This window comes from Asaia sp. As-1742, assembly GCF_011753235.1.
Taxonomy (GTDB): Bacteria; Pseudomonadota; Alphaproteobacteria; order Acetobacterales; family Acetobacteraceae; genus Asaia; species Asaia bogorensis_B.
Genome location: NZ_VWWA01000003.1, coordinates 452,281 through 467,989 on the forward strand (window position 1 = coordinate 452,281; position 15,709 = coordinate 467,989).

At 59.3% G+C, this 15,709-nt stretch carries 14 protein-coding genes; 12 read left to right on the forward strand and 2 right to left on the reverse strand.

Going from position 1 to position 15,709, the window contains the following annotated elements; translation table 11 throughout:
* Nucleotides 1–40 precede the first annotated feature (40 nt).
* Nucleotides 41–520, reverse strand: a complete 480-nt coding sequence (locus F3J08_RS17140) for a hypothetical protein (protein ID WP_240149180.1) — start codon at nt 518–520, stop codon at nt 41–43.
* 464 nt (nt 521–984) lie between these two features.
* On the opposite strand from F3J08_RS17140, the gene F3J08_RS06945 reads away from it, so the two are divergent.
* From F3J08_RS06945 to F3J08_RS06990, 10 genes are all read left to right on the forward strand, one after another.
* Nucleotides 985–2,007, forward strand: a complete 1,023-nt coding sequence (locus tag F3J08_RS06945; RefSeq protein ID WP_166928917.1) for a LacI family DNA-binding transcriptional regulator — start codon at nt 985–987, stop codon at nt 2,005–2,007.
* A 332-nt stretch (nt 2,008–2,339) separates the two neighbouring features.
* Complete coding sequence (locus F3J08_RS06950) at nt 2,340–3,755, forward strand: MFS transporter (RefSeq protein WP_240149181.1); 1,416 nt, start codon at nt 2,340–2,342, stop codon at nt 3,753–3,755.
* A gap of 103 nt (nt 3,756–3,858) precedes the next feature.
* On the forward strand, nt 3,859–4,665 hold the full coding sequence (locus F3J08_RS06955) for a 2-keto-4-pentenoate hydratase (protein ID WP_240149182.1): 807 nt from the start codon (nt 3,859–3,861) through the stop codon (nt 4,663–4,665).
* Nucleotides 4,666–4,740: 75 nt separating this feature from the next.
* Nucleotides 4,741–5,721, forward strand: coding sequence for a 2-hydroxyacid dehydrogenase (locus tag F3J08_RS06960; RefSeq protein ID WP_166928918.1), 981 nt, complete (start codon nt 4,741–4,743; stop codon nt 5,719–5,721).
* Nucleotides 5,722–5,835: 114 nt separating this feature from the next.
* Nucleotides 5,836–7,305 carry a carbohydrate porin gene (locus tag F3J08_RS06965; RefSeq protein WP_240149183.1) on the forward strand — a complete coding sequence of 490 codons (1,470 nt, stop codon included), beginning with the start codon at nt 5,836–5,838 and terminating at the stop codon, nt 7,303–7,305.
* A gap of 50 nt (nt 7,306–7,355) precedes the next feature.
* A complete protein-coding gene (locus F3J08_RS06970; RefSeq protein WP_166928919.1) occupies nt 7,356–8,297 on the forward strand; it encodes a LysR family transcriptional regulator in 942 nt (313 codons plus the stop codon).
* A gap of 94 nt (nt 8,298–8,391) precedes the next feature.
* Nucleotides 8,392–9,381 (forward strand): sugar phosphate isomerase/epimerase, encoded by a 990-nt coding sequence (locus F3J08_RS06975; protein ID WP_166928920.1) that lies wholly within the window; start codon nt 8,392–8,394, stop codon nt 9,379–9,381.
* Nucleotides 9,382–9,712: 331 nt separating this feature from the next.
* Entirely contained in the window at nt 9,713–10,474 is a 762-nt protein-coding gene (locus F3J08_RS06980; RefSeq protein WP_166928921.1) for an SDR family NAD(P)-dependent oxidoreductase, read from the forward strand.
* Between the two features lie 112 nt (nt 10,475–10,586).
* Nucleotides 10,587–11,183 carry a DedA family protein gene (locus F3J08_RS06985; protein WP_062164523.1) on the forward strand — a complete coding sequence of 199 codons (597 nt, stop codon included), beginning with the start codon at nt 10,587–10,589 and terminating at the stop codon, nt 11,181–11,183.
* Nucleotides 11,184–11,244: 61 nt separating this feature from the next.
* A complete protein-coding gene (locus F3J08_RS06990; RefSeq protein WP_166929033.1) occupies nt 11,245–12,345 on the forward strand; it encodes a D-alanine--D-alanine ligase in 1,101 nt (366 codons plus the stop codon).
* Nucleotides 12,346–12,547: 202 nt separating this feature from the next.
* On the opposite strand, the gene F3J08_RS06995 is transcribed toward F3J08_RS06990, so the two are convergent.
* The gene (locus F3J08_RS06995; RefSeq protein WP_023977274.1) at nt 12,548–13,000 is read right to left on the reverse strand and encodes an MlaD family protein; all 453 of its coding nucleotides are present in this window, start codon (nt 12,998–13,000) and stop codon (nt 12,548–12,550) included.
* Nucleotides 13,001–13,128: 128 nt separating this feature from the next.
* On the opposite strand from F3J08_RS06995, the gene F3J08_RS07000 reads away from it, so the two are divergent.
* Both F3J08_RS07000 and F3J08_RS07005 read left to right on the forward strand, forming a co-directional pair.
* Complete coding sequence (locus tag F3J08_RS07000) at nt 13,129–13,974, forward strand: undecaprenyl-diphosphate phosphatase (protein WP_023977273.1); 846 nt, start codon at nt 13,129–13,131, stop codon at nt 13,972–13,974.
* Nucleotides 13,975–14,173: 199 nt separating this feature from the next.
* On the forward strand, nt 14,174–15,592 hold the full coding sequence (locus F3J08_RS07005) for an amino acid permease (RefSeq protein ID WP_240149184.1): 1,419 nt from the start codon (nt 14,174–14,176) through the stop codon (nt 15,590–15,592).
* Nucleotides 15,593–15,709: the final 117 nt, after the last annotated feature.

The window sequence follows — 15,709 nt, forward strand, 5'->3', positions numbered from 1 at the left end:
TGGCTGTCTGGTTGCCAGATGGTGCTTGCCCTGATCTCGCTCAGGGTCGAAGCCTGCGGCCCTCGGCAGCACCATGCATGATGAAGTGCAGGAATGGATTGATCGTCAAGGGAATGTCCGGGTTCGCAGCGATATATTCAGCAACGCTGAAATGGCCGTTGGGGTCGCGGCCCTCGAGATAGCCATGGGTCATGAAGTGCTCGACAGCATCCATCCCGCAAGCACCGACATCTGGGTAAGCAGCGAGATACCAGTTGGCGTCGAAGTACAGAGCCTCGGCGGGATAGGCCGATTCTTGCGCTACATCTGCTTCGGGGGGCTGTTCTGCAGCATTCTCTGCAAGCGGTGCAGATGGGAGGTTCTCCCCTCCGGCGAGGGGGCCAGAAACGGTTTCAGTTGCCTCTGCCGGCAGCGTGCGCTCAGAGACAGCTACCGTCTTTTGCACGGAGGCCGAAACGAGGGTGTCTGGCTGAGTTTTCTTACGTGCTGTGGTCGTCCGGGACCGGGCTGCTTTTGCCAAGAGAGAATCCCCCAATTTATTCTACGCGCTCTGAAAACCTCTTAAGACGGGAGGCGCATTTCCCGTCATTGGATCGAAATGTGCACACCCGCCAGCTTGTGATTAACTGATGAGCGCAAAGACCGTTAAAAACCGTTTGTCCATCAAGCCACCGCAGGGACAAGGATGATCAGTGTCGCGGCGACCCGGGCTGAAGGTTCGGCAGCTTCTATGACACGCGGGCAGTGTGGTCCAGTGACAAACTGCATGAATATCATAGCTTTTCAAAGTATTACAAAAATATCACGGTTAAATAAGTTGGAAAACAAGAATATTATGATGCATTGAGTTCGTGAAAGCAGAGTTCCTAATGTTGTTGATCTGTCATGTTCTGTCCCACATGTTCGTTTTTTGTTAACGGCGAATGGTATCTAGCTGATATTTCCGTTATTTTGCCATTATAAACAATGAAGGATCTTTGTGTAATGAGGTCTGACCATGGCGGTACCACCGTCAGCCTTCTGCACGTCGCCCGTGAGGCAGGCGTCTCGCGTGCAACAGCCTCCCTCGTTCTGCGCAACAGCCCGCTGGTTGCTCCTGCTACGCGGGAAAAGGTCCAGGCCGCTATGCTGAGCCTTGGCTACATCTATAACCGGGGTGCCGCCAATCTTCGGCAAAACCGCACGGGGACCATCGGTCTCGTCCTGTCGAATATTGCCAATCCGTTCTTCAGCACGCTGACAGCTGGCATAGAGGACGTGAACGACATACAGGAGATTGTCTCTTTCATCGCTGATAGCGGTGAGTCTACGGAGCGACAATCCAGACAGATCCAACGCCTGCGTGAACATAATATTGACGGGCTTATTATTTGCCCGTCGATCGGCAGCGATGCCAGCTTGATTGCCGATCTCGACCGGCTCGGTCTCCCCTTCGTGCAGGTTTTGCGTGAAATTCCCGGCGCACAGCGAGATTATGTTACGGTAGACTACGCCGCCGGGATTGATGTCGCCCTCACCCACCTGAAGCGCACGGGGCGAAAACGCGTGGTCTATGTTGGTAATATGGACACGCATTCTGCCGCACTGGCTCGTGTTCAGGGCTTCCGCGAGGCATGTGCGCGTCTGGACCTCACTAACGTGGCTGTCATCGATGGGACGAGAGACAGTTGCTATGATGAGCGCAGGCTCGACAGTTTGCTCAACTCACCCGAACCGCCGGAAGCGGCCATATGCTACAATGATATCATGGCCCTCGCGCTCATGAACCAGCTTCGGCGAAGGGGGATCAGGGTGGGTGGTCGTGACGAGGGCGGTTTTGCCGTCATAGGAATGGACGATCTCGCGGCAGCGGCAGCGGCCTTCCCTGCGCTTACGACGATCGCTACCAAACCACGTCTGGTTGGGTCCGCTGCGGCCCGTTTGCTGCAAAAGCGTATGGCGCGGCCCACGCGACGCCCCGAGCGACAGGTTATTGCTCCGGAGCTGGTCATTCGCGAAAGCACCTGAAAATTCCTGATCTGGGCCTCGGCCATTCGCACTGAGGATATCACACAGGAGTGATAAGTATGTCACATTTTGGATGTGACTCTTGTTTCAAATAGGCGTTCATATGGCATTACAGAATTGTTAGTCAGATAGAATTGTCTCCAGATATCGTAGCGTTGTCCCTGCTCCAGACTTTTTCAGGTGGCTTTTAGATCGATCTAAAAGAGGGGCGGCAGTCGATACAGTGAAGATAGGCGGTATGCGATGATCCTCTTCAATCTTGCGTCGATGGTGTTCCGAGGCTTCGAGAGAAGTCCGCGTGATGTGCTCGTTTTCAGAATGAAGGACATGTCATGGTGAGCGTAGCCCTTCCCCGAAACAGCCCGGCAGTCGCCATGCGCTCCCCCTCGGTCGAAGCGAACGACGTGCAGCGTCCAGAAATGTCGCCGCAGGAACTACGCCGGGCCGCCTGGACATGCTCGATTGGCAGCGCGATGGAGTACTATGACTTCGCGCTCTATAGCCTCGCCTCTGCTCTGATCTTCGCCCCGCTCTTTTTCCCGAGCAATATTCCCGGCCTCGGTCTGGTAGCGAGCTTCGCCACCTATTTTATCGGTTTTGCGGTGCGCCCTCTGGGCGGGATCTTCTTTGGCCGATTGGGCGACCGCTACGGTCGCAAGCGCGTATTGCTGCTGACAGTCACGCTGATGGGGCTTGCCAGCGCATTTATCGGCCTTATCCCGACTTACAAGAGCATCGGCATCATGGCGCCCCTTCTGCTCGTTTTCCTGCGTATGGCGCAGGGCTTCGGCGCGGGCGCGGAGCAGGCCGGGGCTGCCGTCATGATGACCGAGTGTGCCCCGCGCAAGCGTCGTGGCTACTACGCGGCCCTGCCCTTTTTAGGCATCCAGATCGGGACGGTCGCGGCCGGACTCATCTATTATGCCATGCTGACCGGTGTTCCGGATATCACCCAGACCATGCTCTGGCGTGTTCCCTTTGTTGGCAGTGCTGTCCTGCTCCTCATCGCGCTTTACATGCGCATGAGGCTCAAGGAGTCACCCACTTTCGCCAAGATCAAGGAAGATGAGCGTCATAAGGAGACAGGCTCGCTGCGTGAGACGCTGACGGCCTCATGGCGGCCGATTTTGGCCGGAATGGGTTTGCGCATGGCCGAAAACGGGGGCTCGTCGATCTATCAGGTGCTCGCCATCAGCTATCTCGTGCACACGATCGGCATGAACAGCCAGTGGGGCACCCTGGTCCTGATTGGCGCGGCACTTGTGGGCGGCGTGACCATCCCCGTTGCAGGGTGGCTGAGCGATCGCTTGGGGCGTGTGCGTGTCTATCGTGGCTTTGCGCTGCTTCAGGCCGTCAGCGCCCTGCCCGTCTGGTATGTCTTCAGTCAGGGCCACCCTATCCCCTCGGCGATCGCCCTGTCCTTCGCGCTCGGGGTAGCAACCTGGGGAATGTTCGGCACGCAAGGGGCCCTGCTGCCCGAAATGTTCGGGCTGCGCCATCGTTACACGGCTGTCTCGTTCACACGCGAATTCTCTTCCGTCATCGCGGGTGGCGTATCGCCAATGGTCGGGCAATTTCTCATCGCGATGTTCGCAAGGTTTCATATTGGCGGCGTCGGGAGTGGCAAATACGCCTGGATCCCGCTGTCCGTCTATGTCGTCTTTCTGGCATGCCTTGCCATCCTCGCGACTTTCTATGTGCCCGAAACCAGAGGACGCGATCTGATGGCGCAGGAAGATGCGCTGTGAAGAGCCTCAGATACGCGATTATGGCCTTCGCATGGGCTGTTATGAGTCCGTGCCTCATCGCACCGCATAGTGTTCACTTTTCTGATCGAACGGGAGTTTCCGCATGATCACGCTCGACCTCGCACCTCCCGGTGAGATTTCCTATGTCTGCGATACGGCGTCAGCTGCTGAGCGTCTGTTGAATGGTCGCCATACACGCGCCCCGCTGCAGGCGCTGGACGACAGTGAGGTTCCACGGACAGAGGACGACGCCTATCGCATACAGGACGCTGTTGCCGCTGCGCTGATTGCCGATCAGGGCAACATCATGGGCTGGAAAGTTGGCGCGCCCTCGCCCACCGGGCTTCCGTTCGCAGCGCCTTTGCATGAAGCGACCCTCTTTAACGGCGATACGACGCTGGCACCGGGTCTGTGTCGTCATCGCGGGGTGGAAGCGGAAATCGTCTATCGTCTCGGCCGTGACCTGCCATGGCGCGACCGGCCTTGGTCGCTTGGCGATGTGATGGACGCCATCGACAGTGTCCATACCGCCATCGAGATCATCGACACACGTTTTGTGCGGCCCGGCTCCCAGCCACGGCTCGTGCATCTGGCTGATCAGGCGAGCCACGGCGCACTTGTAATCGGCCAAGGCGCGAAGGCGTGGCAGCGTCTCAGCCCTGTTTGCGAGACGGTTCGCCTCGCCTTCAGTGATGGTCGTGTGATCGAGCATATTGGTGGCAATTCGGCGGGCGATCCGCGTCGTTTGCTGGTGTGGCTGGCCAATCACGCAATGGGAAGAGGTATCCCCCTCATGGCGGGCTGCATGATCACAACGGGCTCGATGACCGACACCATTTTCGTCCCACCGGGCACGACGGCCACGGCAAGGATCGCCCATCTACAGCCCATCACGGTCGAGATGCCCTGACATCGGCTCACCACGCATAAATTAACCCGTCAATCGGGTCAGACCCAGAATTTTTTCCAGAAACAGGACATTCCCGTGAAACCTCATATCCTTCTTATCGAACCCATGATGCCATTTGTGGAAGCCGAGCTTGAGCAAGGCTACGTGCTTCATCGCTGGAATGGTGAGACGCTTCCTTCGGAGGTGTCGATACGCGGGGTGGTGACCGGCGGCGGTACGGGGCTGCCTCGCAAGTTGATGGACGCGCTGTCTGATCTGGAGATCATCACCATCAACGGCATCGGTACGGATGCGGTGGATCTGGTCGAAGCTGCGCGCCGCAATATTGCCGTGACCGTCACGCGTGATGTGCTGACCGACGATGTGGCCGATCTCGCGATGGCCCTTATGCTGTCAGCCCTGCGGGACCTGTTGCCCGGTGATGCGCTGGTTCGACAAGGGCTATGGGGTAGCAAGGGGTTGCCGCTATCGCGCAAGGTCAGCGGGGCGAAACTCGGCATTGTGGGCATGGGTCAGGTCGGGCAGGCCATCGCGCGGCGGGCGCAGGCCTTCTCCATGCCGGTTTCGTATTTCAGCCGCAGGGACCTCTCCCTGCCGGGGATTCCGTTTGTGGCTGACCTCAAGGCGCTTGCTGAAGCCAGCGACGTTGTGGTTGTTGCGGCCTCGGGCGGTGCGCAGTCCCGCCATCTGATCAGCGAGGATATTATCGAGGCTGTCGGGCCTGAAGGGCTTCTGGTGAACGTGGCGCGTGGCAGCGTGGTCGATGAGGAGGCCCTTGTCAGGGCGCTTCAGGACGGGCGGCTTGGCCGCGCCGCGCTCGATGTGTTTGCTGATGAGCCGCACGTACCGCAGGCGCTCACGACCATGAGTAACGTTGTGCTGCAACCGCACCGCGCCAGCGCCACCATCGAGACGCGTACCGCTATGGGGCGGCTCGTGCTGGATAATCTGGCGGCTCATTTCGCAGGTACCCCGTTACTGACGCCTGTGTTCCCTGCAACAGTTCCTGCGCCATCGGCGCCTGTAGCGGCGCGCGAGGCCGAACCCGCAAGCTAGGCAGCGCCAGACCAGCGCCTGCAACCACGAGGTGAAAAGCCTGCGTTGGGGTTGGGCAGCAGGCTGTGTGACCGTGATCTGCGCCCGGTAAGGCGCAGGCAAGGATTGACGCTCATGAAATCGAGTTTCTTGTTGAAGGCCGCGCCAGTCGCGCGGTCAACGAACCCGCTCGTCCATCGCTCGGGGCTCCTCCCGGCGGGTCTGGGGTGCAGCCTCTTATGCCTCGCCCTGACCCAGAATGCCTGGGCGCAGTATCGAGGGCCGATCTCCGAAACCGCGCCGCTTTTTGCCCTCGATACACCGACTTCCTACGCCAATACGGCGTTTACGCCCCCGGTCGAAAGCATGGTTCTGCCGTGGGAGCGGCTGATCAAGCGCCTCAATCGCAAGGGCATTGGCATTGTGGCTGACTATACCAGCGAAAGTGCCATGGTGCTCAATGCCGGTCATGCAGGCGACGCGGGCTACGCCCATCAGATCGGCGTCGAGCTTGATCTCGACTGGTCCAGACTTGTGGGGTGGCAAGGGTTCATTACCCATGCGGTCATCGTCAATCGTGCCGGGCATAATCTGGCGTCCGATCTGGGCGAACGCTCGTTGAACGGATTTCAGGAAATCTATGGCGGCGGCGGCAATGTCGGGGTGCATCTTGTCTATGTCTATGGCACGCAGAATTTGCTGCATAACCGCATGCAGATTGCGCTAGGCAAGATGCCCGTCAATATCGACTTCGCCAATTCGCCACTGTTCTGCACCTTCATGAACAAATCCAATTGCGGCATTCCGAAATCGCTGACGCGCACAGCCGCGGGCTATGGCACCTATCCGGGCTCGACCTGGGGAACGCGTGTGCGTTACTGGCCGCTGCACGGCATTTATGTCCAGTCGGGGTTATACGGGGTCAATCCGTATCTCAATTCCAACCAGTATGACCGCACGGGTTTCCGGATGGGTACAGAGCTCTATACCGGCGTTTATGTGCCCACAGAGATCGGTCTGATCCCGTCCTTCGGCAAAAACCAGCTTGTCGGGCATTACAAGTTTGGTGTGGCCTATGATTCCTCGAACTATCGGGATCTCTATTACGACAACAATATGAATGCCGCTGCCGCAACGGGTCAGCCCTATCGCTGGACCAATGGCAAGACGCAGATCTGGCTGCAAGGTGACCAGATGCTCATACGTAATGGTCATGGCCCGTTGCAGGGGCTCTATGCGCTCGCGGGTGCGACGAAAAGCGAGGGCCAGAACAGCGTCTATGACTGGCAGGTCTATGCCGGGATTGTCGATCGCGGGATCATTCCGTCACGCCCGAAAGATACGTTCGGCCTCGAGTGGTCAGAGACCTTCGCCAGTCGCCAGCTTGTGGCGTCACAATGGATACGATACCGGCGCGGTCTTTCCCTGCCGGGTTCTGCCACCTACCCGCAAAGCCATCTGATGACGTTCGAGGCGACCTACAGCATCCATGCTTTCCGGGGGCTTTCGATCCAGCCTGACTATCAGCATATCTGGCGCACCAATCTGCAGGCGGACAAACCGCAGGTCGATGCAATCGGCCTCAAGATTCATGCCGTGCTCTGACGATAACGTTGTGAGGTGACAGCGGGCAGCAAAGCCGTCACCTTCTGCTTATGATGGACGCGCTTATCTTCCGGCTGAAATTCAGGCAGCTCCTGCTTCTGCAGCAGATCAGCCTTAAGCCGTCGCTCAACCGCGCGGCGCGCTCACTCAACCTGTCGCAGCCAACCGCATCCAAGCTATTGCAGGATATGGAGGATGACCTCGGCGCACAGCTCTTTGAGCGGCATTCCCACGGTCTGACTCCGACTGACGCCGGACGGGTTGCGATACGTCACGCCGAAAAAATTCTGGCTGATCTCGGGCGCCTGCGTGAGGATCTCCAGGCCGTCAAACGCGGGCTGACAGGGACTGTCAGTATTGGCGCGATTGGCGCCGCACTCCATGAGATTGTGACCCCGGTTCTGGCGTCAACAACGCGCAGCCACCCCGAAATCAGTCTTACCCTCAGGGTGACCACCAGCGATGATCTCATGGCCCTTCTGCAATCGGGGCGGATCGATATCGCATTAGGCCGCCCAATGGAGGGTATTGGCCATGATCTCCTCACCATTGAGGAGATATCCGATGAGCCGCTCCTGGTAGTTGCAGGGTGCGACAATATCCTGTTTCAGGCGGAGGCGCTTGACCTTGATGCGCTGATACAGCAGCGATGGATTGTCCAGATGCAGCCCAGCCCGCTCCGCCGTGCATTCGAGGGAATATTCACGATGGCGCGATTGCCCATGCCCCGGCGCCTGACCGAACTTTCCTCCGTTCTCGCGACGATCGACCTGCTTACGCAATCCGACATGGTCTCGGTCCTGCCCCGCTCGCTTTTCAGGATGTTCGAAAAGACGGGAATGATTGGCGAATTGCCGGTTTCGCTGCCTGATATCATCGGGCCCTATCACCTCATCCGGATGCGAGACCGTGCCATGTCACCCGCGGCACAGTTCGTGTGGGAGGCTTTACGGGAGCGGGCTATCGGAAAAGCCGATAGCGGCATCGGATAACTCTGATCGACAAGACTATCTGCGCCGTCTTTGCTTGGCCGCGTCTGGTACCGACTCTCAATGTGCCGGACGCATCGTTGCAAGGAATGTGATCATGTCCGCCCCGGTTGAGAACGCCCCCACCCCCCGATCCATAGCGACAGGCAATAAATCCGAACACCGCTACAACGCAAAAAACTGGCCGATCGCTGCGGCCATGATCCAGTATCCCGCCATTCTGGCAGATGGCAGTTCGGTGCAGGATCAACCCGCCGAGGGTTGGGCCAAGGCGATATCAGAAGTGTCCCGTGCAGGATTCACGGAAATCGACCCGACAGATAGCTGGCTACGTGTGGCAGACCTGACACCAGCACGCCGACGCGAGTTTCTGGCGCTCTGCACCAATGCCGGCCTGACGATCCCCGCAATCTCGACATCGCGACGTTCCGTGATTGATCCTGACCCGGCGAAGGCCGATGCCTATCTGGCCTATATCCATCGGGTGATCGATGTGGCGCCGGAGATGGGCGCAAGTGAAATCGCGGTTGGCTTCGCGACAGCGCTGAACGATGTCCAGAAGAAGGCACTCTGGTTCTGGACCGCTCAGGGTCATCGTGATCCGGAAGATAAGGCTGTGTGGCAAAAGGCGGTTTCACGTATCCGCGAACTTGCCGACCATGCAGCAAGCGTGGGCGTGACACTCTCGCTCGAAATGTACGAGGACACCTATCTCGGGACGGCTGATTCCAGCGTTCGCTTTATTCAGGATGTCGATCACCCGGCCTGCGGGATCAATGCCGATATTGGCAACCTCGTGCGGCTGCATCGTCCGGTCGAGCACTGGCACAGCATGATGGTCAAGCTCGCTCCCTATCTGCGTTACTGGCATGTGAAGAACTACCTGCGTACCGAGGATGCGACGACCGGGATGATCGTTACCGCGCCAGCGCCGATGGAGCAGGGTGTGATCAGCTACAGGGCCGCCATCGCGATGGCGCTGGAATATGGGTATTCGAGCCCGTTTCTGGTCGAGCATTATGGCGGTGACGGCCTGAGTGTCGCGGCCCGCAACCGCGACTATCTGCGCCAGATCCTGCCGCTCTAGGTTTGGCACAGGGGAACTGGGCCGGTCGTGCGGAATGGCTCCGCGCGGGAGTAGCCAATGATCGCCATTGCTTTTCCCTTAAGAGTGTCGTGTCCATCGCCTTCGTGGCTCGCGCAGAGCTGAATTGAGCATGGTGCTCCGCCGCCGCTACAACGCGATTTGAGGGAGCACCCCCGGCTGGCTCGCAAGGGCCAATCCTGAACCTAGTCCATCAAACGGAAGTCAGGGTTCAGGGGGGATTGTGGTATGGTTGGGCCGCAACGCGACTTGCTCCCGTCAAGGCCAGAATACGCAGGCCCGACATGCGACCGCATAGAAGGAGACGAAGCTCATGCTGCTCGAAGGCAAGGTATTCGCAATTACAGGTGGCGCTTCAGGCATCGGCAAGGCGGCGGCCCTGGAAGCAGCGCGGCAGGGGGCTGACGTCGCCATAACCGATATCGTGGCCCCCGAGACTGTCCGCAGTCTTCTCGATGAGATTGAGGTAACCGGGCGGCGCGCCCTGTACCTGCAGGGCGATGTGGCCGAGCCGGAAACGGCCAATCGTTTCATGAGCGCTGTCGAGTCACAACTGGGCGGTCTGGACGTGTTTGTCAGTAATGCCGGGATCTGCCCGTTCCACGCTTTTCTCGACCTGCCGCCGGACGTGTTGAAGAAGACAATCGGCGTCAATCTGCTTGGGGCCTATTTCATGGTGCAGGCGGCGGCCAATCAGATGGTCAGACAGGGGCGCGGCGGGGCGATCATTGCGGTGTCGTCCATCTCGGCTCTGGTTGGAGGGGAATTCCAGACACATTACACGCCTACCAAGGCGGGCGTTCACTCGCTCATGCAGTCCACAGCTATTGCTCTGGGGCCTCATAACATTCGCTGCAATTCGGTGTTGCCCGGGACCATAAGGACGCCAATCAATCAGGAGGATCTTGCCGATGAGGGGAAGGCCAGCGCAATGATCGCGCGTATTCCTCTCGGCAGGCTGGGCGAGCCGGAAGATCTGGCGGGGCCAATCGTCTTTCTGGGCTCGTCACTTGCCAGCTATGTCACGGGTGCCGCCCTGCTGGTCGATGGCGGCTGCTTTGTAAATCTCCAATAGGTTACGGCGGCGTTCCGTCGCCGCAGGGTGTTACAATCGAACGCTGCAAGTCGGGAGCGATTCGCAATTGCCCTGTTGGCGTTTTGGGGGTCGCCGTGGCACATGATGCGCCATGTCCGATGGCACCCCTCTTCATAGCAGTTCGCTCTACCACCTCCTCTCGATTGCCGGTGCGGCGTGGTGGTCCAAGGGACTGGCTGTCATCATCGGCACATTCATCCTCGAGGATGCCACGACCATGATTGCGGCCATGGCGGTGGATGATGGCCGTCTCAGCGTCGCGCTGGCGCTTGTCTCCCTCTATATCGGCGTGGCTGTGGGCGATCTCGGGCTCTATGGCCTGGGTGCTGTGGGCGCCAAATGGCCCCCTGCCCGGCGCTGGCTGACCATGCCGCGTCACGACAAGGGGCGCAGCTGGTTTCACCGCAACGTCGTACGCACCGTCGTGATAAGTCGTTTCATCCCCGGGGCCCGCCTGCCGCTCTATACGGCTTGCGGGTTTTTCCGGGCACCATTCGGCGCGTTTGCTGCCAGCGCGGTAGTCGCTACATTGATCTGGACCTCGCTCCTTTTCAGCGTGTCGTTGCATGTGGGTGGCTGGATGTCGGTCCATATGGCGAGCTGGCGCTGGTTTGGCATCGCAGGGTTCATACTGACCATCCTTTTCGTCGGGCGTCTGATTGCCCGGTTCCAGACTTTCAGTGACTGAGTGGCAGATGCTTCAGACGACACACGGATTGCCCGACTCTCTCGATCGCGATGACACCGGCATGGGCGCAGAGACCACAACCCGACAGGGAGAAACAAAGAAGGAGCCGCATCCACTCTCGTTGTTCGAGTTCTGGCCCGGGTCGATTTTCTATACGCCGATCGTTCTGTACTGGATCGGTCTCGGCCTGCGATACGGCGATTTCAGCGTACCCAGTGCGGCGAACCCCCTGATCGAAACGGGCGGGCTCTGCGGCGAAAGCAAAAGCGGTATTCTCGATCTGGCCGGTCCGGTCGCTACGCGCTGGATCGCGCCTTATGTCACGCAGATGTTGCGTAAGGGGCGCCGCGAGAACGATGCGCGTGAACTGGTCGCCGCCATGAGGACGAAGGGCATCGATTTCCCAGCCGTGATCAAGCCGGATATCGGGTGCAACGGAACCGGGGTAAAGCTCGTCCGGAGTGAGGACGCCCTGCTCGGGGTGCTTGAGACGTTCCCTTCCAATGTGCGTATCATGGCGCAGGCACTCGCCACCGGGCCTGTCGAGGCCGGACTGTTCTATATCCGTGAGCCGGGCGCTTCCTCAGGGCGCATCACCTCGATCACCTACAAGGAAGCGCCGATCCTTGAGGGAGACGGAGCTGCGACCATACGCGAGCTCATTGCGCGCGATACGCGAACCAATCTGCTGCCCGACATCTATCTGCCGCGCCTCAAGGATCGTCTCGACACGGTTCCCGCCAAGGGGGAATCGGTGCAGCTTGTCTTTACCGGCAACCACTGCAAGGGCTCTATCTTCCGCAACGGTTGTGCCGATGCCACTCCCGCGCTCACACGTCGCCTTGACGAAATCATCGGCGATATCCGCGAATTCCATTTCGGTCGTATCGACGTCAAGGCGGCCTCGATCGAGGCACTCAGACGCGGTGAGGATTTCGAGATCATCGAACTCAACGGCGTCGGATCCGAGGCCACACATATATGGGATTCACGCACGACGCTGTGGGAGGCGTATCGCGCGCAATTCTATCACTATCGTATGGCGTTTCGTGTCGGGGCGATGAACAGGGCACGAGGCTGGAAAACCTGTGGGGCCTATACGATGCTGCGCTACTGGCGCAAGCAAAGACGCCTTCTCGCACTCTACCCCCTCAACGACTGAGGGTATTCGACAGTATCGGACGCAGATTGATGGCTGTCGTCCCGAGCGCCAGCTTCAGCTAGATAGCGTTTTGCTGAAACCGCCTTGGTTGGCAGGCCGGACGATTTTTGCGGATGCTATGGATACGTACACAAGCCCGCGCGCGGTGCCTCGGCCCCCCTGCCCGCCTTGTTGGATCACCCCCATTCAGGGGCGATGCGGCCTACTGGATGCCGGACCCGAAGATATAGTTGCTGACCTGCTGCTCAAGCGATGTGGGCGCCTGGGTGTTGGTGATGGTGCCATCTGAGGGCAGACGCTCGCGGGACGTGCCAGGCTCGATGGCCAGAGCGTTTTCCGAGGTCATCGTCGGGGCCGCGATCGTCAGGATTGTGTCTGAAGGCAGCGACAGATGGCGGTCGATGGAGAAATCGACCTGTGCCATCTGTGTGGCCGGGTCGAGGCTGATTTTCTGAACGGTGCCGACGCGAACGCCTGCCAGCACGACGGCAGCGCCTGCGTCCAGCCCATTGGCAGAAACGAAGCGGGCATGAAGCTTCTGGGTGTCTCCTGACGGGCCATGTCGCTGCGCCACGGCAAAGACAGCAAAGCCTGCCGCAATAGCCAGCACCATTGTGCTGGCCAGAATCGCGCCGCCCCGGTTTTTTGCTGCCATATCTGCGTCACCTGCCTGTTATATCAGCGGAACTCTTCGCCCGAGTTGCGGTGACGGTCAAGCGCGGGCTTGCGATCCGTGCCGCAGTAAGGCAGGAGATGGAAACATTTATTTCATACTGAGCTGACATGACGCTGCTTCAAGCACTGGTTCTGGCCATCGTCCAGGGACTGACCGAACTCTTCCCCGTGAGCAGTCTTGGCCATGCAGTCCTCCTTCCCGCCCTGCTTCACTGGAATCTGGACGAGCGGAGCGAGCTGTTTCTGCCATTTCTGACGATGCTGCATTTTGGCACACTGGTTGCGCTTTTCTGCTTCTTCTGGCGTGACTGGCTGGCCATTTTTACCGGTGCAATCGGGATGCATGGTGCGGCCCGCCGAGAGGAAGCCATCCGTATTCTGGTGCTTCTGGTTGTGGCCACCATTCCGGTGGTCATCTTCGGTGCGGCGTTCGAGCACAAGCTGAAGGTCATTTTCGGTACGCCTGCTGCTGTGGCGATCTTCCTGATCCTGAACGGTGTGATCCTGCTCGTTACCGAGTGGATGCGGTCTTACAAGGGGCGTATGCCCCAGCGTGCCATTGCCGATATGTCGGCCCGCGATGCGGTGGTCATCGGGCTGTGGCAGTGTCTGGCGCTCTTCCCCGGCATCTCGCGTTCGGGTTCGACCATCAACGCGGGGCTTGTCTGCGGGCTCAATCACGAGACAGCCGCCCGGTTCTCGCTGCTCATGGCGCAGCCTGCTGTTCTGGCGGCGACGGTGCATGAGGCGTGGCAGCTCCGTCATATGAGTGTCAGCCCAGACATGATCCGCATTTCTATCATCGCGGCTATCGCCGCGGGTGTGACGGCGCTCATCAGCACGGCTGTTCTGCTGCGTTATTTCCGCAATCATGAGCGCTGGGCGTTGTCGCCTTTCGCCTTCTATTGCATGGGAGCCGGTGCCGTCTCCCTCGTCGCACTCGTTCTCTTTTGATAACGAAATAATTTCCACTTTGACAGCCGATCCGGCATGATCGGCTTTTCCTCTATGGGCGATTAGTATCATTCCTGACCTGGCCGAACCTCCACCCTCCTCATCGAACTCCGCAAGCCGACGCAAGACGCTCGAACAGGTCACGGCTGATTACGAAACCAATGGGCTCAAGCGCTCGCTGACTGCCACGCAGCTTGTGATGCTCGGTGTCGGCTCCACAATCGGCGCGGGCATCTATGTCATGACCGGCACGGCCGCCGCCGAGTATGCGGGGCCGTCCATTCTTGTTTCGTTCATCATTGCGGCGCTGGCCTGTCTCTTTACGGCCTTCTCCTACGGCGAACTGTCCTCCAGCCTGCCTGTGTCGGGATCGGCCTATTCCTACGCCTATGTGTCGATGGGTGAGAAAGCGGCCTGGACGGTCGGGTGGCTGCTGCTGCTCGAATACGGCATCTCCTGTGCCGCCGTCGCGTCCGGCCTGTCGGGTTACGCCACGAGCCTGCTCTCGAGCTTCAACATGCATGTCCCGGCGGCACTCAGTCAGGCAACCTTCCAGACCGTGCCGGGAAGCGGCGGCATGGCCATCACCTCGGGCTGGCGCTTCGACTTGGTCGCGACGCTGGCCATTGCGGTGGTGACGGCCTGTCTGGTGCGTGGTGTACAGGAGTCAGCACGCGTCAACACGGTGATCGTGTTCATCAAGGTTGGGGTGCTTTTCCTGTTTGTCGTATGCGGTCTTTTCGCGCTGCATCCCTCCTACTGGCATCCGTTCATTCCGGAATATCGCGGCGGGTTCCAGTACGGCATCCCCGGCATGTTCCGCGCGGCTTCGATCATCTTCTTTGCCTATGTCGGGTTCGAGGCTGTCTCGACAGCATCGGCCGAGGCGCGCAACCCGCGCCGTGATGTCCCGATCGGGATTATAGGAAGCCTTGTGATCTGCACGATCGTCTACGTGTGTGTGGCGTCCATCCTGATCGGTATTGTGCCCTATCAGCAGCTCAATGTGGCCGATCCGCTCGCAATCGCCGTGCGTGCCATGCATCAGCCGTGGCTTGCCCTGTTCGTCAATCTTGGCGCCACGATCGGGCTTTGCTCGGTATTGCTGGGGCTGCTTTACGGGCAGACACGCATCTTCTTCGCCATGAGCCGCGACGGGTTGCTCCCCCCGATCTTTGCGTATGTGCACAAGCGTTACCACACGCCTTGGACCGGGACGATCCTGCTGGGTATTCTGGTAGCTCTCGCCACGGCGACATTGCCGATTGACGTGATCAGCGATCTTGTCAGCATCGGGACGGCAGCCGCCTTTGGTATTGTGTGCTTCACGGTCATATGGCAGCGCAACAAGCACCCCGATATGCCGAGAAGCTTCAGTGTTCCGCTGGGGGGCGTCACCATCAGGGGATGGTGGATTGGCGTCACCCCCACGCTGGGTATCCTGTTCTGCCTCGTGATGATTGCGCCGCTTTTTGCCGACATGGCGCGCGCCCTGATGCACGGCAATCCGGTCCCGGCCCTGCTGCTGATTGCTTATGCAGGGCTCGGATTTGCGACCTACTGGTTCTACTCCCGGCATAACTCCCGCTTTGCCACAGAGGAATCCTCCTCCTCCTGAAGCATGAGGCGCGGGTGTCTGCCGAGAGGTCGTTCTCCCACTGCTCATGACGTTACCCACAGATTTGGTGGATGCGTTCGTGGGCAAGCTTGTGGATAAGCTGGGCACAGAACGTGA